At 62.1% G+C, this 20,543-nt stretch carries 21 protein-coding genes and 1 tRNA gene; 15 read left to right on the forward strand and 7 right to left on the reverse strand.

Translation table 11 applies throughout. The features are described 5' to 3' along the window. Window positions 1-320: 320 nt before the first annotated feature. The gene (locus HOLFODRAFT_RS0206300; RefSeq protein WP_005036577.1) at window positions 321-968 is read right to left on the reverse strand and encodes a DUF2238 domain-containing protein; all 648 of its coding nucleotides are present in this window, start codon (window positions 966-968) and stop codon (window positions 321-323) included. 84 nt (window positions 969-1,052) lie between these two features. Here HOLFODRAFT_RS0206300 and HOLFODRAFT_RS22740 point away from each other — a divergent pair, with 84 nt between their 5' ends. After that, a complete protein-coding gene (locus HOLFODRAFT_RS22740; protein WP_005036576.1) occupies window positions 1,053-1,937 on the forward strand; it encodes an SPL family radical SAM protein in 885 nt (294 codons plus the stop codon). A 152-nt stretch (window positions 1,938-2,089) separates the two neighbouring features. After that, window positions 2,090-3,697: a diguanylate cyclase domain-containing protein gene (locus HOLFODRAFT_RS0206310; RefSeq protein ID WP_005036575.1), complete on the forward strand. Its 1,608-nt coding sequence runs from the start codon at window positions 2,090-2,092 to the stop codon at window positions 3,695-3,697. Between the two features lie 172 nt (window positions 3,698-3,869). On the opposite strand, the gene xseA is transcribed toward HOLFODRAFT_RS0206310, so the two are convergent. The 4 genes from xseA to HOLFODRAFT_RS24785 all read right to left on the reverse strand — a co-directional run bounded on the left by xseA (window position 3,870) and on the right by HOLFODRAFT_RS24785 (window position 7,464). Continuing rightward, a complete protein-coding gene (gene xseA / locus HOLFODRAFT_RS19750) occupies window positions 3,870-5,183 on the reverse strand; it encodes an exodeoxyribonuclease VII large subunit (RefSeq protein ID WP_005036574.1) in 1,314 nt (437 codons plus the stop codon). Continuing rightward, window positions 5,180-6,433: a glucose-1-phosphate adenylyltransferase gene (locus HOLFODRAFT_RS0206320; RefSeq protein ID WP_005036573.1), complete on the reverse strand. Its 1,254-nt coding sequence runs from the start codon at window positions 6,431-6,433 to the stop codon at window positions 5,180-5,182. The genes xseA and HOLFODRAFT_RS0206320 overlap by 4 nt, the downstream gene beginning before the upstream one ends. Window positions 6,434-6,534: 101 nt before the next feature. Continuing rightward, on the reverse strand, window positions 6,535-6,804 hold the full coding sequence (locus HOLFODRAFT_RS0206325) for a hypothetical protein (RefSeq protein ID WP_026939101.1): 270 nt from the start codon (window positions 6,802-6,804) through the stop codon (window positions 6,535-6,537). A gap of 153 nt (window positions 6,805-6,957) precedes the next feature. Beyond that, window positions 6,958-7,464 (reverse strand): hypothetical protein, encoded by a 507-nt coding sequence (locus HOLFODRAFT_RS24785; RefSeq protein WP_158412923.1) that lies wholly within the window; start codon window positions 7,462-7,464, stop codon window positions 6,958-6,960. Window positions 7,465-8,259: 795 nt separating this feature from the next. Here HOLFODRAFT_RS24785 and HOLFODRAFT_RS25770 point away from each other — a divergent pair. From HOLFODRAFT_RS25770 to HOLFODRAFT_RS24405, 13 genes are all read left to right on the forward strand, one after another. Beyond that, entirely contained in the window at window positions 8,260-8,796 is a 537-nt protein-coding gene (locus tag HOLFODRAFT_RS25770; RefSeq protein ID WP_084053414.1) for a MarR family winged helix-turn-helix transcriptional regulator, read from the forward strand. A 137-nt stretch (window positions 8,797-8,933) separates the two neighbouring features. Further along, a complete protein-coding gene (locus HOLFODRAFT_RS0206340) occupies window positions 8,934-9,290 on the forward strand; it encodes a hypothetical protein (RefSeq protein WP_211237936.1) in 357 nt (118 codons plus the stop codon). A 597-nt stretch (window positions 9,291-9,887) separates the two neighbouring features. Then, on the forward strand, window positions 9,888-11,240 hold the full coding sequence (locus HOLFODRAFT_RS0206345; RefSeq protein WP_005036569.1) for a tyrosine-type recombinase/integrase: 1,353 nt from the start codon (window positions 9,888-9,890) through the stop codon (window positions 11,238-11,240). Between the two features lie 391 nt (window positions 11,241-11,631). Beyond that, window positions 11,632-11,997: a hypothetical protein gene (locus tag HOLFODRAFT_RS0206350; RefSeq protein ID WP_005036568.1), complete on the forward strand. Its 366-nt coding sequence runs from the start codon at window positions 11,632-11,634 to the stop codon at window positions 11,995-11,997. Between the two features lie 175 nt (window positions 11,998-12,172). Beyond that, the gene (locus HOLFODRAFT_RS0206355) at window positions 12,173-13,123 is read left to right on the forward strand and encodes an IS1595 family transposase (RefSeq protein ID WP_005036503.1); all 951 of its coding nucleotides are present in this window, start codon (window positions 12,173-12,175) and stop codon (window positions 13,121-13,123) included. A 275-nt stretch (window positions 13,124-13,398) separates the two neighbouring features. Beyond that, on the forward strand, window positions 13,399-14,244 hold the full coding sequence (locus tag HOLFODRAFT_RS0206360; RefSeq protein ID WP_005036567.1) for a hypothetical protein: 846 nt from the start codon (window positions 13,399-13,401) through the stop codon (window positions 14,242-14,244). A 103-nt stretch (window positions 14,245-14,347) separates the two neighbouring features. Next, window positions 14,348-14,596 carry a helix-turn-helix transcriptional regulator gene (locus HOLFODRAFT_RS0206365; RefSeq protein WP_005036566.1) on the forward strand — a complete coding sequence of 83 codons (249 nt, stop codon included), beginning with the start codon at window positions 14,348-14,350 and terminating at the stop codon, window positions 14,594-14,596. 1 nt (window position 14,597) lies between these two features. Then, window positions 14,598-15,026, forward strand: coding sequence for a hypothetical protein (locus HOLFODRAFT_RS0206370; RefSeq protein ID WP_005036565.1), 429 nt, complete (start codon window positions 14,598-14,600; stop codon window positions 15,024-15,026). Beyond that, window positions 15,026-15,421, forward strand: a complete 396-nt coding sequence (locus HOLFODRAFT_RS0206375) for a hypothetical protein (RefSeq protein WP_005036564.1) — start codon at window positions 15,026-15,028, stop codon at window positions 15,419-15,421. Before HOLFODRAFT_RS0206370 ends, HOLFODRAFT_RS0206375 begins: the two co-directional genes overlap by 1 nt. Next, complete coding sequence (locus HOLFODRAFT_RS0206380; RefSeq protein WP_005036562.1) at window positions 15,418-15,618, forward strand: hypothetical protein; 201 nt, start codon at window positions 15,418-15,420, stop codon at window positions 15,616-15,618. The genes HOLFODRAFT_RS0206375 and HOLFODRAFT_RS0206380 overlap by 4 nt, the downstream gene beginning before the upstream one ends. Then, window positions 15,615-18,275: a DNA-primase RepB domain-containing protein gene (locus HOLFODRAFT_RS22750; protein ID WP_005036560.1), complete on the forward strand. Its 2,661-nt coding sequence runs from the start codon at window positions 15,615-15,617 to the stop codon at window positions 18,273-18,275. Before HOLFODRAFT_RS0206380 ends, HOLFODRAFT_RS22750 begins: the two co-directional genes overlap by 4 nt. Then, complete coding sequence (locus tag HOLFODRAFT_RS0206390; RefSeq protein ID WP_005036558.1) at window positions 18,272-18,595, forward strand: hypothetical protein; 324 nt, start codon at window positions 18,272-18,274, stop codon at window positions 18,593-18,595. Before HOLFODRAFT_RS22750 ends, HOLFODRAFT_RS0206390 begins: the two co-directional genes overlap by 4 nt. Next, complete coding sequence (locus HOLFODRAFT_RS24405) at window positions 18,592-18,966, forward strand: hypothetical protein (protein WP_005036557.1); 375 nt, start codon at window positions 18,592-18,594, stop codon at window positions 18,964-18,966. Before HOLFODRAFT_RS0206390 ends, HOLFODRAFT_RS24405 begins: the two co-directional genes overlap by 4 nt. Before the next feature lie 448 nt (window positions 18,967-19,414). Here HOLFODRAFT_RS24405 and HOLFODRAFT_RS0206395 read toward each other — a convergent pair. Together HOLFODRAFT_RS0206395 and trpS are read right to left on the reverse strand one after the other, a co-directional pair. Further along, window positions 19,415-19,491 (reverse strand) — tRNA-Lys (locus tag HOLFODRAFT_RS0206395). Between the two features lie 62 nt (window positions 19,492-19,553). After that, on the reverse strand, window positions 19,554-20,543 hold the full coding sequence (trpS, locus tag HOLFODRAFT_RS0206400) for a tryptophan--tRNA ligase (RefSeq protein ID WP_005036556.1): 990 nt from the start codon (window positions 20,541-20,543) through the stop codon (window positions 19,554-19,556).

Below are 20,543 nucleotides of genomic sequence, written 5' to 3' on the forward strand. Positions count from 1 at the left end.
AATCAGCCGCGGATAAATTGGATAAACGCGGATGAAGAAATGGTCTATGGGCAGCCCCAGGTGCCCTGGTGAACGTTCTTGATCTGTGCCGCCCCTGTTCGTCGGTGGCTGAAAGGGCCTTTGCTTTTCCTGGGACGGGGAGATCAAGCTTCGCAACACCGATAACCAGGGCGTCCGTTATCCGCGTGCATCCAATTTATCCGCGGCCAATAGGCTTTTCTCCTCGGGGAAATCGCGATCCGTGGCTCTCGAGCTAAACGGCTACAAAACCTGTAACTGCGGGGATGAAGACCCCATGGTTGACGGCGCTCTGGTATAAGTCAGTCCGTCTCCGGAGGCGAAATCCATCGCCGCACGATGAAGGTCACCGCCATGGCGACTACGGCCCCGGTGGCTGCCATGGCCATGTCCTTCTGGGCATCCCAGATATCCCCTTGGGTGCCCAGGAAGGCATCTCCCAGGTGAGGCGCCGCCGAATGGGCAGTAAGGGCCTCGATAATCTCGTAGATGGCCGAAAGCGCCAGCACCATGTCCAGGGGCAGATAGTAGTTCCAGAAGCCCCGGGTCCTGGCCACCCGCATGAAGAGCTCCCGGGCGGGATAGGCCAGGAGCAGTCCGAAGCTGAAGTGCACGATGCGATCGAAGGGGTTCCGGGCCAGGTGGAAGTGATCCCGGAGCCAGAATCCGAAGGGCACGTTGGAATAGGTGTAGTGGGCCCCCACGGCATGAAGGCTCAGGAATACGGCCAGGAGGAGATAGGAGAGATCGGAGAGCGGAAAACGCCAATAGCTCAGGAACAGCAGCCCCACAAGGGCGAACACCAGCCAGTTTTCCAGGAGCCAACCCGAGGGATAGAGGGGCTTGTAGGCCATGGCCAGCCACATCAGGGCATACAGTGTGACCAGGATCTTCAGGAAACGATTCTCCCTGAAAGGCGTAAATCTCGCGTGTCGCGCGGTGGTGAACATGGAATCTCCAGGCTTTCCACCAGCATGCCATATTCATGGGCAATATCCACTTGCCGATGACGAATTTTTGACGAAAATAGATTCATGGCCCGACTCTTCCACGAAGTTCCGTCCGCCCCCTCCCTCTTCCAGAACTGCCTGGTGGAACCCGAGGAGGCCCGGAGCATCCTCCGCCCCCAGCGGGACGAAAGACTTGGGCTCGGGTTCACCCTCAGTCCCTACCGTGGCTGCGCCCACGGATGCCGCTACTGCTATGTCCGGGAATACCCGAATGCCCTCCACAGCCAGGAAGAGTGGGGGGGGTGGATCGCCCCCAAGCTCAACGCTCCTGAACTCCTCTGGAGCCAGCGCCACCGGCTCCACAACGCCACGGTCTTCCTCTCCACCGCCACGGATCCTTACCAGCCCATTGAACGGGAGCACCGCCTCACCCGGGCCTGCCTGAAGATCCTCCTGGAACTGGCCACGCCGAGGGTGGTCGTCCACACCCGTTCTGCCCTGGTGCTCCAGGATCTGGATCTCCTCCGGGAGTTCGGTAACCGCCTTTCCGTGGGTTTCTCCATCCCCACGGACGACGACACCGTACGCCAAGTCGTGGAACCCAAGGCACCGCCCATCCCTACCCGCTGGGCTGCGGTGGAGCGTCTGGCCCGGGGCGGCATCGACGTGGGGTTGGCGGTGACCCCCCTCATGCCCATGGACAATATCCAGGCCTTCGCCCGCCGGGCGGCCTCCAGCGGGGCAAGCAGCGCCTGGGTGGGACGCCTGCGCCTCCTGGAAAGGGATCCGTTCCTTGGGGTTCTGAAGGACCATGGCTGGGAGCGGATCCTGGAGGCTGACTATGCGGAGGAGGTGCGCCAGGCCGTCCAGAGGGAGATTCCCCAGGGTCTTCGGCCCCAGCGAAGGCCGCCGACTCCACCCCGCCCCGCCCTTCCCCGGGTCCAGAACCAGCAGCCCTGCCTTTTTTGAAAGGATTGATCAGGCACCCTGATCAAATGGCCATATCCAGGTAACAATAAGGAGATCAGCAGCTCCAAATAATCATTAGAAAGTCCCTTGTGCACCAGCCATTGAAGCCCCCCAGCCCTATCCCCTCCTGTTCGGGACCGGACGCAGATCATGTGCGGAGGCTCGTCGAGCTCTGTGCGGAACAGCCCCTGACCCGGGAACTCCTGGCAACCATGGCGGATCTCTCGGTCAGCCTGGATCAAGCTTCGGAGATGCCCGGGGGGAGTCCCCTGAGTCCTGACACCCCGACCCGCAGACAATCGGCCAGCAGGATCCTGGATTTCTCCCAACGGCTGACCCTGGAGGTGTTCATGCACCGTCTGGTGCGCCATGCGGAGGAGGGCCTGCTCCAACTGGAGCCCCGGACGGTCGTTTCGGCCGAGGTGCTCGACGAGATCCGCTTTGCGTTCCTCCACCATGAGATCAGCAGGGAAAACCGCCTGGACATCCGGATTGAGCCCAGTCATCCCTTCTTCACTGACCCCATCCTGCTCACATCCACCCTGATCTTCATGATCAAGGCTGGGATCCACCTGGCGCCCCCCAAGGAGCCGATCCGGCTCTGGATGGAGCGAGGTGGCGCCTATCGCCACTTCTACCTCCAGTTCAACCATGCAGCAGGCATGCCTCTTAACCTGGGGAACGACCCGAAGCTTTACCCCATCCGACTGCTCACGGAGCGATGCCTGGGTGGCAAGTTCATCGCCCATCAGCGTCCGACGGGACTCGTCAGCTTCACCATCACCCTGCCGGACGCGAGTCCGGTGCCCCGGGAGGCCCCCCATGCAACCTCCCAGCAGGCCCAGCCCGGGAAATCCGGGCCGGACTCGGAGCGCAGCACCATCCTGGCAGCCGATGATTCCAAAACCATCCGCCAGCTCATCCGGGGCATCCTGGCCAAGGACTACGACATCCTCATGGCCGGAGACGGAATGGAGGCCTTGGAAATCGCCCGAGAAGCCAAGCCGGATTTGATCCTCCTGGATGTGATCATGCCGGGCATGAATGGATTTGCGGTCTGCAAGGCCCTCAAGGCGGATCCTCTCACGGCGGATATCCCCGTGCTCTTCCTGACCGCCCTCAGCGGGGACACGGACGAAGCCATGGCCTTGGCTGGGGGTGCCTCAGACTTCATCATCAAGCCCATCAGTCCACCGGTCCTGGCAGCGCGGGTGAAAAACCACCTGGAGCTGAAGCGCAACCGGGACATCCTGCGGGCCCTGACCCTCCTGGACGGATTGACCGGCATCGCCAATCGGCGGCGTTTCGACGAGCAGCTCCACCAGGAATGGCTCCGCTGCGGACGCAGGGCCAAGCCCCTCTCGGTGATCCTGGGGGATGTGGACTTCTTCAAGTGCTACAACGATGGTTATGGCCATGTGCAGGGGGATGACTGCCTGCGGCGGGTTGCCAAAGCCATGGCTGAGAGTCTGCATCGCCCGGGTGACCTTGCGGCCCGCTATGGGGGCGAGGAATTCGTGTGCATCCTGCCTGAAACGGATCAGGAAGGGGCCAGGGCTGTGGCGGAGACCGTCCACCAGGCCGTAGCTGCCCTGGGACTCCCTCACGAGTTCTCTGAGGTGGCGGACCACGTGACCATAAGCCTCGGCGTCGCCACCGCCTGGCCGGGCGAGTGTGTCACTCCCGAGGACCTGACCCGCCATGCGGATCAGAACATGTACGAAGCCAAACGCCAGGGGCGGAACAGGGTCGTGGGCTAAAACAGGGTAGCCGTTCAGCCCGAGAGCCACGGATCGTGCTTTCCCCGAGGAGAAAAGCATGTTGGCCGCAGATGAATTGGGTGCACGCGGATAAAGGGTGCCCCCGTTATCCGCGTTGCGAAGCAGCGATGAGCCCGGCTTTGCCGAGCCAGGCGCAGGGGTCCGGAATGCATCAATCCAGCTTCGCCCTGCGCTCCCCATCGGCCCACAGGAGGGCGGCTTCAGCGCCATCCGGCAGGGCCTTTGCGGAGAGCACGGGGCGCCCTTCCCCGTCCTTCACCAGGACGAAGCCGCGGCTCAGAGGCCCCGTGGGATTCAACCCCTCCAGTCGGGCCCCCAGCACCGAAAGCCGCTCGCGGCGATCCGCGAGCACCCGTTCTGCGGCGGGAGCCAGACGGCGACTGGCCTCCACCCAGCGGGGCCGGTCCCCTTCCCCGGAGACACCGGCCGCAGCGTGCATCAGCCGCTGGTTCAGCAGGGCCCAGCGGCCTGCAGCCCTTTCCAGACGCCGCAGGGGCTGGGCATCCTCCAGCCGCCGCCCCAGGGTTTCCATGCGCTGGGAGGCCACCACAACGGGCTCACAGCGCATCAAGCCATGATCCACCAGCAGGTTCAGCGTGGTTTCGAAACCCTGCATCCTCCAGGCCATGCGCCCGTGGAGGGCATCCACCCGGCGGGCGAGTTCGCTGGCCAGCTGTTGCCGGTCAGGGGTGGCCAGTTCCGCGGCCTGACTGGGGGTGGCGGCCCGGCGATCTGAAGCCAGGTCCACCAGGGTCGTATCGATCTCATGCCCCACCCCGGTGATGATGGGCAGGCGGCAGGTGGCCACGGCCTCCACCAGGGCCGGGTCGTTGTAAGCCCAGAGATCCTCCAGGCTTCCCCCGCCCCGGACCAACAGGACCAGATCGCATCCCCAGAACTCGTCCTGGATCTCCTGGAGAGCCATCAGGTTCTCGGGGACGCAGCGCTCGCCCTGAGCGGCGGCAGGTGCGATGAGGAGATCCAGCCCGGGGGCCCGGCGGGCACAGACCTCCAGCACGTCACGGAGGGCGGCTCCCCCCTGGGCCGCCACGACACCAATCCTCTTGGGAAAGCGGGGAATGGCTCGCTTGGGACGGTCGAAGAGCCCACGGCGCCGCAGCTCGGCCTCCAGCTGCCTGAGCCGCGCCTGGAGATCCCCCAACCCCGCCAACTGCACCTGGGTCACGGCGAAGGTGAGGCTGCCCCCGGCCACATAGAGGTTGAGATTCCCGATGACAACAATCCGCTCACCATCCTTCGGGGTGTGCTTGAGGAAGCGCTGCTGACTGGCCCATACCGCGCACTGGATGGAAGCGCCCTCCTCCTTGAGGGTGAAGTACCAATGCCGACCGGAACCCCGGAAGTTGGAGACCTCGCCCTCCACGCAAACCCCGGCAAAGGGCTTCTCGACCAGGTCCTTGACCCGCTCCAGGAAGACCTTGACGGAGAGGGGAGCCTCGCTCACGCAGAGGGCCCGATCCGGGTGTCCGGCGGCAGGATGGTGCCCTTGGGAACCACCACGATGCCGTCCTGAACCACATAGGAGCCGCAATCCAGCTCGGTTCCCCTCGGGAAGGGGCGGATCTGGGATCCGCGACCCACCCGAACGTTCTTGTCCAGAATGGCCCCCTCGATGTGGCAACCCTCGGCGATGCCCATGGGGATGTCATGGGGCCTGGTGTCGTAGTAGTCGGCTCCCATGAGGATGCTGTCCTTGACCACGGAACCGGCACCCACGAGGCTTCGGAGTCCCACGATGGAGTGAATGATCTCCGCGCGATCGATGACGCAGCCCTCGGTGATCAGGGCGGCATCAATGCGGCTGTCCGTCACAATGGACCCGGGCAGGAAGCGGGAATGGGTGTAGATGGGAGCCTTGGAATCGTAGAAGTTGAAGGGGGCGTTCGGAACCGTCAGTTTGAGGTTGGTGTCGTAGAAGGATCGGATGGTCCCGATGTCCTCCCAGTAGCCCTCGAAGTCAAAACCCTGCACGGGACGGTGCCGGATGGCGTGGGGGATCACGTCGCTGCCGAAATCATCGTAATCGGGATGCTCCGTGAGGAGATCGATCAGAGCCGTGATCTTGAAGATGTAGATGCCCATGGAACCCAGGAAGGGGCGGGCGCCGTCCTCCCGGCTCTTCATGCGCTCGAGGGTGGCCTGGTCCTTGGGTTTTTCCACGAAGTCCACAATGCGGCCATCCGGCTCCCGCTTCAGGATGCCGAAGCGATGGGCCTCTTCCGTAAGCACCGGTTGGACCGCCACGGTGATATCGGCGTCTGTCTTGAGGTGGTGGGCGATCATTGAAGAGTAATTCATGCGATATAGATGATCACCCGCCAGCACCAGCACATGGTCCACCCGGGCCGCCTGGATCTCGAAGAGCTGTTTGCGGAAGGCGTCGGCCGTGCCTTGGTACCAGGCCTCACTGGTGGGCGTCTGCTCCGCCGCCAGGACCTCCACGAAGCCGGTGTGGAAGGCGTCGAACTTGTAGGTGTTGGTGATGTGACGGTGCAGACTGACCGAATTGAACTGGGTCAGGACATGGATCTTGAAAATCCCTGAATTGATGCAGTTGCTGATGGGGATATCGATCAGGCGGTACTTCCCTGCGATGGGCACGGCAGGCTTGGAGCGCATGCTCGTCAACGGATACAGACGCGACCCCCTGCCCCCCCCAAGAATGACCGCCAAGACATCGGTGTGTGCAGGCATGGAACCTCCCCCTCTAAGCATTATGATGCCTTGGGTTGGTTCATATCCCAACCCGGGAAAGTTTTACAGGGACTTTACCGAATTCTGGTCATCAGCCATGGCTACGTATAGGTGTCGAGGCTACGCCCCAGCCCAGCCCCCTGATCCATCAGAGCCACCAGATCGGCTCCGGCCTGTTCGGTGGCGGCAATGGCCTTGGCCAACACCAGGGTTGCCTCTTCCGATCGCACCTGAGCCTGTTTGGCCGCCGTGATGGACTCCGCCGACGGGTCCTGGCCAGCTGCCACAATCAAGCCCTGTAGGCGGCCCTGGCTCTGGCTGGCCATGCTGGCAGCGGCATAGCTCATCAAGGTCAGAGCATCCATGGCCATCCCCCCAAGCGCCTCCAGACCTCAACATAAGGCTTCCGAAGCGTTTCAGGAAGCTCCCAGCCTTCGATTGCGGGATTTTGGACGCCCAACGCAACCAAGCCCCCGCCCATCGAAGAACGATGGATCGGGGGCCTGAGACAACCCTTCCAAGTCCTAGTGACCGCGGTTCCCTCGATCATCCCTGCCTTTCGGACCGTGATCATTGCCCCGTCGATCACGACGCTCCTCACGACGTTCCTCTCGACGTTCTTCCCTCCGGTCCTCGCGGCGATCTTCACGGCGCTCCATGCGCCGCTCCTCGGAGCGGGAGCGCCTCACAACCGCAGGAGCTCTGTGGTCCGAGTCCCGGCGATGCCAGTTCCGGTAGCGCCCTTCGGGACTCCTGACCAGGGCCCTCGGAACCCAACGCCGCTCAACGGGCTCGAAACGGTCCCGGGGGTGATGGGCACGGTACCAGCCGTCGGGCCTGCGGCACCAGTACCAGCCAAGATGGAAGAAGACTTCATCCTGGAAACCCTCCACCACCTGAATGCCAGGCTGCACCACCACGAGAGGAGGAGCGACCGGAAGGCCCAGATCGATGTGCACATTCACCTGCGCCTTGGCTGGAGCTCCTGCCAGCAAGATCAGACAAGCTAAGGGGAGAATGAGTCTTTTCATAGTCAGCTCCTTCAGGGAGGACAGCATACACCTCCCATCCAAGGATGGAGTCCGCAATTTTCATGCTTGATACATCTCAGGGCGCAAAAGACAGCCCCCAAGGCGACGTCAAGAGCTTGTAATGCAAGTGGCCCATTCATGATTTTCCAAGCACAGACAGGAATTCCTGCTTGAGCCGCATGGTTTTCGTGGACGACGATTGTTCGAGAATCCGCGAAACTTGCGGAAAACCCGTACCCAGCCGGATCGAAAAAAAATGAAGGCCCAGAATGTTACAATTTAATAGTTTATTATTGTTGAAATTCTTCAAGCCTTTGCCTTTGCAACGGTAGACGCACCCAGTCCCCCAAGGCTCGGATCCAAGGAAGAACCCGACGTAGCACCCTATGAAACGTGACAATGTGGCCGGGAAACCTCGCGTGCGGGCAGTCAGATCGCAGATTCAGAACCATTTCGAGAGGTGTACCCTGACCCACCTCAGCACTTCACAAGGAGGCAGTCTTGGGCACAACAAACCCCACCCCTGGGCCGCAAGGCAGGAATCCAAACAAGGAAAAGCTTTACGGGTTCGCGATCGCTGCGGTGCTGCTCACAGTGTTCTGCCTCGTCATGAACCGCTGTGGGCGGTAGGACGAACCATGTGAAGAGGGCCCTTCTCACGAGCAGATCTTCGATCACCTGGAGGTCTTGATGCTGCGGCTCCGGTGGCGGATTAGGGATGCCCGGTGCAGCTTCTCCAAGCGTGCAGGGGCGGAATGAGGGGGGGCATCCCTCCCCACTCTCGTCTTCGATGGAATGCCGAGGTTCGGAGCTGGGGAATATTTGACAGCACGATGTCACCACGTTAGCCTGCTGTCATCACGAGGAGGAAGGGTGCAACACTCTGATACAGGGGTGGCTTTTACGGGTCTTACCCTTGCCATATTTCGTGCGAACGGGGCTTTGATCGCTGCCGGCGACAAGCTGGTAAAAGACCTCGGGCTCAACTCTGCCCGCTGGCAGGTGCTTGGCATGATAGTGGAAAATCCGCTTACGGTATCCGCGATCGCACGGCGAGTGGGACTAGCTCGACAAAGCGTCCAGCGCACAGCAGATCGTTTGGTTGAGACTGGGTTCGCTCAATTTATACCGAATCCCGACCATGCCACTGCTAACTTGCTTGATTTGACGTCACATGGTCGACAGGTTATGGATGAGGTTGAATGCCGTCAGGTCGAATGGGCGAACAGGGTTTCCCAAGGATATGAGGCGGATCGGATCGACCAAGTGGTCCAATCCATTCAATCACTGTGTGACCGTTTGGCTACAGATGGGAAGGGTGGTGATCTATGAAGAGGATTTCTCCTGGAGCCCAAAAAGCTCTCAAGCTTGTTCATCTGTCATGCTCGTTTCTATGGCTATCGTGCATCCTTCTACTCCTGGTGACTCCTTTAGTCTTGACGAAGGATGTGGAGAACGGCGCCGTACGGATGTTTGTACGCATCTATCATTTAATCGACATATGCGTTCTGAGTCCCGCAGCCACGCTTACACTGCTTACAGGACTCGTGTATTCCCTCTTCACTAACTGGGGATTTGCCAAGCATGGCTGGATCATCTTCAAGTGGGTTGTCACCCTCTTTATGGTCCTGTGGGGGACTTTCTATCTGGGTCCCTCGGTCAAAGCTCTGCTTGCGTGGTCAATACGGGAACAATCGACACTGGCTCAACATCCGTTTTTCCAGAACTCGATGGATCTTGCCATAAAAGCTGCAATGCTCAATCTGACGATCATTGTGCTTGCTGTTGTGGCATCGGTGTATAAACCCTGGAAGAATATTCGTTAGTAGCGCACAGAGGCCGCCGCCGCGGCAACAACCTGCGGCAGTTCGGACCCATGACAATGGACACGGGGTAACCCGGAGCGCGATGTGGGGTGACTGGCAGGCCCCACCCACGCTCCTTTACCTCTTTGTGACCGTTCAGACCTCGGGATCAATGCTGACCACCCTGGGTATCCAGGATTCGGTTTTTTGCAGCGGGAAACCCTTGCCCCACCATCAAGACAACAACCACAGGCAACCCTAGCGCCCAGGGCGATCGCAAGCCAAGAAATGCAAAAGGTTAGCCATCAATTCGACTTACACCTCTATTGCACCTGCCCTACCATGGAGGCACCACTTAGAAGGTGGCTTTGGATCTTTCCCATGACGGAAAAAGTCCCCGAAGTTTTGCAACCTCAGGGACTTGCTGGTGGTTCCTCCCGGGCTCGAACCGGGGACCCTCTGATTAAGAGTCAAGGAAAACAAGATTGGCAAGCATTGGCACTTGTTGGCCGATACATGAAAATAGGACACTTAAGCAGCCACAACATCGATCAAGCAAGGTCAATTCATGTCGAGATGGGCCCAAAGTGTGCCCATAATGTGCCCAAGGAGGAGATGATGGGCACACATGAGACACCCCGAAGCGAACGAAAGGACCGCGAGCCGGTGAAGCTGACCAAGACGGAAATCGAGAAGCTCCTTCCAGAGGCGAAGGAATACTTTGTGCCGGTGGTTGCCCACAAGGGGCTAAACATCCGAGTGTTGCCCAACGGCACACGCTTCTTTGTGCTGCGGTATCGATTTGATGGCATCCAGAGAAAGCACGTCATGGGCACATATCCCACCATGACCCCGGACCGGGCGGATAAGGAATGGACCCGGCTATGGGATGACATCCACAAGAGGCAGGAGCCCAACCGGGCCAAAGCTGATGCCAAGAAGGCCGCAGAGGAAGAGAGACGAACCAGGTTCACGGTTGCCGACCTGGCGGAGCGTTACGAGCTGGAGCACCTACCGGACAACTCCGCCTCCTGGCAGATGAACATCAAGCGTTACCTGGCTCGCTTCATCCTCCCGGCCCTGGGCAAGACCCCCGTCAAGGACGTGACTCCCGGGGATGTCTCCGCCCTGCTCTTCAAGATCGGGAAGGACACCCCGACCCAGGCCAACCGGGTGCGGGCTGTCCTGTGCACAATGTTCCAGCGGGCTGAAGAGTGGTCCCTTCGGGACCTGGGCACCAACCCCGTGGCCGTGGTGAAGGCCAGGCACCAGGAGACCAAGCGGGACCGCCGCCTCACTGATGCGGAGCTGGTGGCCCTGGGCCAGGCTTTCCGGGAGTCAAAGGAAGCCCCTGAGATGCTCCTGGCCGTCCGGCTGGGGCTCCTGGCGGGGATGCGAAAAGGCGAGATTCAGGGGCTCCGGTGGGAATGGGTGGACATCAACGCCGGGATGATCCGCATCCCCATGGAGGCCCACAAGACCGGGAAGAAGACTGGCCGCGCCCGGGTGGTTCGCCTCTGCTCCGCCCTGGTGGAGGACTTCAAGGCCATCATGCCGACCCTGGGTTGCCCCTACGTGGTGCCTGGCCGGGGGGTGGTCGGGAAGGACAAGACCCGCACATGGAAGCCCTACACAGCCCTCCAGAACAACTGGGAGCGGCTGCGTCTGGCCGCCAAACTGACCAAGGAAGGCAAGCCAGAGGAGCAGGACCCGGGATTGCATGACCTACGCAGGACTTTTGCCAGCGTGGCCGCAGACCTGGGACTCCGGGGCTTCGTGCCGGAGCTGGTGGGCCATGTCGAGAAGACCGTGACGGACATCTACACCCGGACAGCCGGGGACCGCCTCCAGGAAGCAGCGGAGACCATAGGGGTCAGGATTGATGGGCTCCTCAAGGGCACCATTGACCCCGAGAAAGAAGCAGAGGAACGCAAGAAGGCCCAAGCCCTGAAGACCAAGAAGACCAGCTAGCAGGGTCCCTGGACAGCCACCCCCCATTCGTGTGTCACGAACATCGTGATACCCCAGGTTGGCCAGCCTGTGCTCTGCATCCCAATGCGGAGGCTCCCGGCCCGGCTCAACTCGATCAGCCCCGAAAAAGATCAATCACTCCTGCATGGGCTGGTGATATTCTCGCCTCGGAGCTTGAAACCTCCTACAGGCGGGGAACCGCCCTCGACAGCACAGAAATGCAGGCGGCACAGAACGGCATCCATGCCGGGAGTGTCCGGATACAACACCCGCAAGGGAAAGAAGGACAGGGGCCCTGTACCCCGTTTCAAACTCCCGGTTCCAGGCCGCGCCCTGGGACCGCTCTATCCCAATCTCATACCGGATTGAAACCCGGTCTACAGGAGGCCCCATGGCCATCAGCAACGCCGCCCGGCGTCAGGGCGAAGCCGCATCCACTCTTCCCCGTGAGCAGGTCATCGAGTGCCTGGCGGAGCTGGAGGAGCGGGCAAGCCGATTCCTGGAGATTCCCGAGGTGCTGTATGCCCTCGACAGGATCCGCGATATCCGGGGGCATGCAACCTGCCCTGAATCCATCGAGAAGGTCGTGGATGACTTCGACCGCTTTGATGTGCCCATGTTCCTTGAGTTCATCGCGGACGGCATCCAGCACCGGTTGATCAATTTTCACGCTGCCCAGGAAAGCGTAAGGAAGGACCTGGGGATCACCCATGAGGAAATCCTGACCATCCGCCATGAGATCAGGAGGGAGCGGTAGCCGTTAAGGCTAAAAGGGGGGTCTGCGTTGAATGCATTCCCCTCTTTCTCTCTTCTTCTCTCTTCCTAAAAGAGAACCCGATTATCCATGTATCTCCGAAACCTCTGGGTGAGGCGGGTTTTGGACAGGATTTGTCGCGCCATGGGACCGAACCTTCGAGTCATGGAGGTGTTCCATGGCGATCAATCGGATCCAGTTCCAGAAGGGTCTGTCCTTTCGGGATTTCCAAGCCCGGTATGGCACAGAAGTGCAGTGCAGGGACGCAATGGTGAAGGCAAAGTGGCCACACGGGTTCCAATGCCCGAAGTGTGGTAGTGGCGGGGCTTACTTCTTGGTTCCTCGGCAGTTGTTCCAGTGCAAGGCTTGCCACCACCAGACATCTGTCACCGTGGGGACCGTCATGGAGTCCAGCCACCTCCCACTGAGGACCTGGTTCGAGGCCATGTATCGGCTTTCACACGGCAAACACTCGATTTCTGCCCTGGAACTCAAGCGTTATCTGGGTGTCAGATACCCCACTGCCTACTACCTGAAGCAGAAGATCCTTTGCGCCATGAGTGCTGCGGAATCGAGCCGGAAGCTCAAGGATCGGGTTGAGATCGATGATGCCTATGCGGGTGGAGCTACCCACGGAGGCAAGCGTGGCCGTGGGGCTCCCGGGAAGCAGCCCTTCCTGGTTGCGGTCCAAACAGCGATGGAGAACCACAGGCAGGTCATCTATACCGTGCTCAAAGCCGTGACGGACTTCAAAATTGAGACGATCGAGGCATGGGCCAAGAAGGCCCTGGACCCTGGAACTCACGTCGTATCGGATGGCCTTCACTGCTTTCGTGGCGTCGCCGCATCTGGAGCCTCCCACGAACCCATCAAAAGTGAAGGGGGTTGGAAGGGTTCCAAGATGGAGGCCTTTCAGGCCGTGAACACCGTCATCTCCAACCTGAAGGGCAACATCCTCGGCGTCTGTCGCTGGTGTAGCGCACGGCATCTGCCCAGATACCTTGCCGAACACCAGTTCCGTTTCAATCGCCGCTTCAACCTCCAGGCCATCTTCCCTGCCTTGTTCGCCGCAGTCACAAATACCCCGCCTCACCCTGTCCGCCTCCTGGTTTCGGAGGCATGTGGATAATCGGGAAAGAGAAAGAGGATCGTCCGATCGTCCGACCGTCCGAAATGCAGAACTGGTGCGCCTCTCCGTTCGGACAATCAAAAATAGGTGATCGTCCGAAGGGTGGTTGATCGTCCGAAACCCTGCGGGGGGCTCCCCCACCTGGCTTGCCCCCCCCGGCAATCTGCACCTGTCGTAATATGACCATCGGCGCGGCTAGGTTTGGCCGCCGAAAGCCCGCTCCTACACGGGCCCGCCGCGCCGAAACCTTGTAGGGCATCCGGTAGGAGGGTGCAGTGAAGCGCTTCGAAGTCCTGGAAGACCTTTTCGGACGCATGTGCAAAGAGCTGGTAGAGAAGTCCGACATGAAAGGGCTGGAGGCCAAGCTGACCAAGCCCCCTCTTGATGGAGGGGAAGCACTATCCCCCCTCCACCGTGAGAGCGCCGCTAGGTGCTGGGGGGTGGAGGGCAAGCCCCTTCGGGTGGGATACACCCTGATCGAACTGGACCCCTCAGGGGCGAAAAAGGTGAACCCAGCTCCAGGCCTTGCGAGCCTCGCCCAGGGCTTTGCTATTGCCTACGCTCGCCAACGATACTTCCCCCCTTCTACGACCTGCAAGGCGCTGGAGAACCGCTTTCACGAGATCCAGCAGGCCGCCACCACCCTGGCTCGCCTGTGCTCATCCCTGCCTCCCGAGGCATCGGGGCTGCTCCAGGAGGTTGCAATCTCTGCTGGCGGTGCCCCATCCCCGGGGTGGAGGGCCTGTCGGGGCGGGCAGTGGTTCAAAGGCATTCTAGAGATGAATCCGGACGGACAAAGTGCATCTGTGCCAGAAGATACCGGGGCAGGTATTGAAGAGCTGTACGCGCTGGCGGGCCTTGCGGAGCAACTGGGGGCCCTCGCTGGAGCCATCAAGGCGGAGCGAGCTAGGCAGAAGACATCCTTTTTCAGGCCACTGACCGATTTACCTGGGGCCCTTACGACTGCTGTTGCTGAATGCCTAGCCCGAAATGGATGCCCCCGGGAGCATGTGCTCCCCATCGTTCAGGTGATCCTCTTCCACTTGGCCCCCGGCAAGGATTGGGGCTTGGAAGCGGGACAACAGGCTTACCGCCGATGGTGCAAAGCCCACCCGGCTTGATGGTGTTGAACTCCACCCGCAAAACATGATGAGCGCGACAGGGCCGTCCTCTCCGCTGCGGCTCGAACCTGCCTCCAGGGCATACCGCCCATGGAGGCCAGACATGGCACAGAACACACAATCCCAACCCATCCACCAGGAGCCCCACCCCCCGGCTCTGCTGGATTCCCTACACGCCGCTGGAGTGCTCAACGTCTCGGTTCTGACCCTTGCCGACTGGCGATGCAAGGGCACGGGCCCCGCCTTCCTCAAGGTGGGCCGGTGTGTTCGATACCGCCGTTCCGACCTGGAAGCCTGGCTCAACTCCCGGACCGTCACGAACACGGCCCAGGCCGATGCGCTGGAGGCCTGAGATGGGAGCCGAACACACCTATGACAACCCCGCTTACGTCCACGCCATCGAGGCCGCCCGCGCCGTTGGCTGCTCCCTGGCTCGCGATGAAGACCAGGTGGTAGTTTCTTGCGAGGAGTATCAGGCCCTGATCTGGTTCCCCTGCCCCGAGATCCTGGCCTACCGGCTGCGACATGAGGCCGTGGGGCTCATGATGGCCCCGGAGATCCTGGCCGCCTCCATCCTCTCCGACTGGCGCAAGAAGGCCAAGGAATGCGCCTCCCGGGTGGTCCAGCTCCAGGAGGAAGGCCCGAAGGGCCAGGCCCGGGTAATGCTGAACTTCCACCGCCCCGCCCTGGAGTTCATGGCCGGGGCTGCTTTCCACGCCTGGGCCTTGGAGGGCCGCCCTCTGCCCCTGGCGAAGCCCAAGAAGAAGAAAGGGGCCCGCTGATGCAGACCCCCAAGAACCAAGAACAGCGCGGGAACGCTGGAAACCATTCTACTCCTGACCCTGTTTTTGTGGAACTCTCCCGCCAAGCGGATGCGATGGCTGCGGAACTCCTGGACCAAGCCCGATCCGCAGCCCCTGGAGGATGGTTCGAGGGGTGCCTATCCATCTTCCCGCTCTGTGTTGTGGCCGCTGATTTCGACGGCGAAGGCGGGATCTTGATCAACCCATTGCCGACCTTTGCGAGCGACCTTTCCTATCCGCTCCTGAACGAGCTGCGCCGCCAAGGTGGAACAAGGGTTCGTCTGGGCTGGTGGAGAGATGGGAAGGCTGACCTTCTCACCCTGGAGGACATCGAGAAGATGGAGACCAAGCGAGCCGAGAAGGTGACCCAATGACCGCCCCCGCGATCTGCCCCGCTGTCGCCGTGGCCCTCGCCCTGGAGGAGCTGGACCGCCTCAAGGCTATCGAGATGCTGCCCACCCCCGAAACCCTCCTGGAGCGCCTGCGGGGCCGAACCTCTGATTTCGACCTCCTGGCCGGGGTGGTTGGTGCCTACCTGAAGGAACGGAACCTGGCGGAGGTGGCCCGATGACCGGCCTTCGTGAACGCCTGGTGCGGGAGGCCCTGCCCTTCCTGGCTTGCCTGGAGGAGTGCGCCCCTGAGGATGCGTGGCTCCGCCCCCAGCACTGGCAGACCTTTGATGAGGACAAGACCCGCAAGGATGGGAGCCTGGCCAAGCACTGGCCCCAAGACCTGGACGGGGCCGCCGCAGAACTGGAGCGACTGAACCAGGCAGGGGCGGGCATCTTCCTGACCGTGAACCGCACCGATGGGAGGGGCCGCACCAAAGCCCACATCCAGGCCCTCCGGGGCTGGCATGCCGACCTGGACACAAAAGACGCCTCTGAACCCTTCGACTTGGCCCGGGTGCCCCTGCCGCCAACCATGGCCGTGCAGACCCCCGGCGGTTGGCATCTCTATTGGCTGCCCCATGAGCCCATGCCCTGCCCGGAGGAGGCCCGGAGGCTGGAGCATGAAGCCGAGCTGCGAGGCCTCCAGGCGGCTCTCTCCATCTTCGGAGCCGACCGGGCCGCCTGCGAGGTTGCCCGGGTGCTGCGCCTCCCGGGGTTCGAGCACAGGAAAGACCAGCCCCTCCCGGTGCGCCTGGTGCTGGTGGATGGCCCCCGCTACAGCCGGGAGGAGATCCGGGAGGCATTCCCACCCCAGGAGAAGGCCCAGCGAGCCAGGAAAGAGCCGCAGGCCCAGGAGCCCAAGGCCCAACCCTCCAGCACCCGCAGGACCGCCCCGGACTCTGACCAAGTGCGCCGCTACCTGGACACCCTGGAACCCTCCATCCAGGGCCAGGACGGTAGCCATGCCCTCTTCACTGCCGCCCTAAAGATCACGGACGGCTATGACCTGACCAATGGCCATGCAGTGGACTTCCTGGAGCGGTTTTACAACCCCCGGTGCCAGCCCCTCTGGAGCACTGCGGAGATTCAGCGAGCGGTAGATCGGGCCGCCCCCCTCTGCCAGGATCGCGGGCACCTCCTGAGAGAAGGCCCCCGCCTCTCTCCTGGCTCGCCCTCTTCGGCTGACAACCAGGCCGCTCCTGCACCTGCTGGAGCCCCTCCGGCCCCCAAGGCCCCCAAGGCTTCTCAGGCAACTATCGCCCTCCGCTTGGCCGCCTCCGCCGGGGCTGTCGCCTGGCTGGATGATGCGGACACGGCTTTCATCACGGTGCCCGTTGAGGACCATGTGGAGCATTACCGCCTCAGGGCCGATCCCGGCTCCCCAGCGGGGCGATGGCTGGGGGGTCTCTTCTACCGCTCCGAGCGCCGGGCCCTGGGCTCAAGTGCCATGAAGGATGCCTTAGCCAACCTGGTGGCCGAGGCATCCGCATCCAAGCGGGTGTTCCCCACGGCACGGAGGGTGGCCCGGTTTGAGGGGCGGGTCTTCCTGGACCTCTGCACCCCTTCATGGGAGGTGGCAGAGATCGCCCCCCAGGCCTGGCGCATCATCCCCGCCGCATCATCCCCGATCCGCTTCACCCGATCCCCAGGGATGATGGCCCTCCCGGTTCCGGTTCGGGGTGGCCAAGTGGAGGCCCTTCGCCCCTTCTTCAACTGCGATGAAGATTCTTTCCGCATGGTGGTGGCCTGGGCACTGGCCGCCATCTCCGCCGGGCGGGAATACCCGGTGCTGGTCTTCGGCGGTGAGCCCGGGGCCGCCAAAAGCACCGCCACCCGCTATGCTCGGGCTCTGATTGACCCCAACGTGGCTCCGCTCCGCAAGGTACCCAAGGAAGAGAAGGACCTCTTCATTGCCGCCAAGAATGCCCATGTCCTGACCTTCGACAACCTGAGCAGCCCCCCGGAGTGGCTACCGGACGCCCTGTGCGCCCTGGCCCTTGATACCGGCTATGCTTGCCGGGCTCTCTATACCGATGACGATGAGATGGTGTTCCGGGTGGCCGCCCCCATAATCCTGAACGGCATCTCTGAGCAGCTCACTAGGTCCGACCTGGCGGACCGGGCTTTCAGTGTCACCCTGCACAGGATCGACCCGGAGAGGATGCGAGCCAGGGACGAGATGGACGCGGATTTCCAGGAGGCACTTCCCGGGGTCCTGGGGGCCCTCTTGGATGTGCTGGCTTCAGCCCTGGACCGCCTCCCCACGGTCGCCCTGGACCGCCTCCCCAGGATGGCTCAGAGCGCCAAGCTCATGGCCGCCGCAGAGCCTGCCCTTGGATGGGAGCCGGGCACCTTCGCCCGTATCTCAGACCAGGCCCGGGAGAGTGTGGCCGCCAATGTGGCCGAAGGTGACCCCCTGGCCATCGCCCTGGCTGAACTGGTCCAGCACCGGGCCGGATTCTGGAGCTTCACAGGGACCGCCAGTGAGCTGCGCCGACTGATCGAGAAGAGGCCCAGCACGATCCCCACCGGGATGGTGTGGCCGCCTGCCGCGAATCACCTTTCCCAACGCCTCCGCCGCATCGCCCCGGTCCTCCGGCTCCAGGGGTGGGAGGTGAATCCGGACGGGCGGGACGGGTCCAAGAAGAATGGCCGGATGCTCCACCTGGCTTACCCGGCCCCTGAGCCTTCGGACGATCATTCGGACGATCCCGCATGTCGGACGATCACCGAAAATGAACCGTCCGAAGCCAAACCCGCACCAGCACTAAATTTCGGTCAATCGGACGGTCGGACGATCACCAACCCCGAAACTCTTTTCACAGGTGTGCTGTGACCGCTGCGGGAGATGCCCAGGAGGCCATCATCCAAGCCCGTGCCCAGGGTGTGATCCTCTGGGCACACTTGGGCCACCTCCACTACGAGAGCCCGGCCCCCTTGTCGCCTGACCTGATGAGCCGACTGAAGGCATGGAAGGCCCCCATCCTCTCCCTGATCGAAGACCCCACCCTGGAGGCCCTCTGCTCTGGCTTGCCTCCAGAGGATGCCCAGGAGCTCCGGGAGGAGCGGGCCGCCATCCTGGAGCATGAGGCCGGGCTGCCCAGGGCGGAGGCAGAGCGCCGGGCAGGGATCGCCCCCAGGAGGGCGGCTGCATGAGCCAGAAGACTCTTTCGACGGTAGAGGGCCGCCCGGTGGTCAGGGTGGCCCAGGTGCCGAGGACGAGATGGGTATCTCAGGGGGTGGAAGCCGGAGGCCTCACAGTGGCCCTCCTACTTGGCCCCCCTCACATGCTCCGCCTGACCTGGCGGAGGCCCCGAGGTGGCCCGTCCATTCAATGGGTGGACCTGGTGCCCCGCCCTCTACCTTTCGGGGGGCGGGCCTGGTGGTTCCGCTGCTCATGCGGTTGCCGCGCTTCTGCCGTCTACCTGAACGATGCCGGGGACACCTGGGGGTGCCGCTCATGCCTGCGCCTGGTCTACCGGTCCCAGCGGACCCGCTACCCGGCTCCAGCCCAAGGCGAGGAGTGACCCATCAAGCGGGGCGGGTCCTCTGCCGGGGGGGCGAAGCCAAGGGGTATCGCACGAGCCCACCTTAATGCCTACACATGGGGCAAGAAATGCATGCCTTCTCAGACTCCTAGAGTTCCAGGGGGGCAAGGGAGGGGGCATGATGGCCCCACCCCCCCCTGACGGGTCCTTCTGGGGATCTGGAGCCCGGGATCGAGGGGACTGCACAGCTCGTACGGCCTCTACGTGCCATTTCCAGAAAATCGACTTTGCATTGTTTGAGCTCCCCCCCCCGGGGGGAGTGCAAGCGATGGAAGAGCGATCGCGTCTAGTTCTGCCTCCTGGCTTGCCCCCCGCACTTCCTGACGGTGTGCCCAATGTGTGCCCAAGAGCCATGGGCACACTCAGAAAACAGCCTGATAAAACATAAAGAAAAGCCCCAAAACCGTTAGGTTTCAGGGCTTTTTGCTGGTGGTTCCTCCCGGGCTCGAACCGGGGACCCTCTGATTAAGAGTCAGATGCTCTAACCAACTGAGCTAAGGAACCGTCAGAGCAGAATTCAGTCTATCACCAGCAACGAGAAAAGCAAGCAAAAATGCGGCGCCGTGTCAGAAAGAAGGCATCTGCATGGCTTCACGGACCTGCACCATCGTCTCCTGGGCGACAGCTCGAGCCCTGGCGCTGCCATCCCGGAGGATGTCGCGCAGGCCATCAGGCTTGGCCAGGTGGTCCTCGATCTTCACCCGCACGGGTTCGACCCGGGCGGTCACGGCCTCCGCCAGGCGCTTCTTGCAGTCGAAACAGCCGATGCCAGCACGTCGGCACTCGGTATTCACCTCCTCACAGGTGGCAGGGGTGCTGAAGAGCTTGTGGAATTCGAAGACGGTGCAGATGCTGGGATTCCCCGCATCGGTCTTGCGCACACGGGCGGTGTCGGAGGCCATCTGCCGGGTGCACTTCTGGAGGATCACCTCCGGAGTATCCCTCAGATAGATGCAGTTCTCGTAGGTCTTGGACATCTTCCGGCCGTCCAGGCCCGGCACCTTGGCCGCCTGGGTCAGCACCGCCTGGGGCTCGGGGAAGATCTCGGTTTCGTATAGGAAGTGGAAGCGGCGCAGGACCTCGCGGCAGAGTTCCAGATGGAAGAGCTGGTCCTCACCCACGGGCACCTTGTTGGCCTTGTAGATGACGATGTCCGCCGCCTGAAGCAGGGGGTAGCCCATGAAGCCATAGCTGCCCAGATCCGCCACGGAATTCTGGAGTTTCTCCTTGTAGGTAGGCACCCGCTCCAGCCAGGAGAGGGGCGTCATCATGGAGAAGAGGAGGTGCAGTTCAGCGTGCTCCTTCACCAGGGACTGCATGAAGATGGCCGAACGGTTCGGGTCCAGGCCAGCGGCCAGGAAGGTGGCGGTGACCTCGAGACAGGCCGGCAGGATCTCGCCCACCTTGTCGAACTTGGAGGTCAGGGCATGCCAGTCCGCGATCATGTAGAAGGTCTGGTAGTCGTCCTGGAGCTTGACGTAATTCTCGATGGCCCCCACGAGGTTGCCGAGATGGAGGGAACCGGATGGCTGGACGCCGGAAAGCACACGCTGCAT

The sequence above is a fragment of the Holophaga foetida DSM 6591 genome, assembly GCF_000242615.2.
Taxonomy (GTDB): domain Bacteria; phylum Acidobacteriota; class Holophagae; order Holophagales; family Holophagaceae; genus Holophaga; species Holophaga foetida.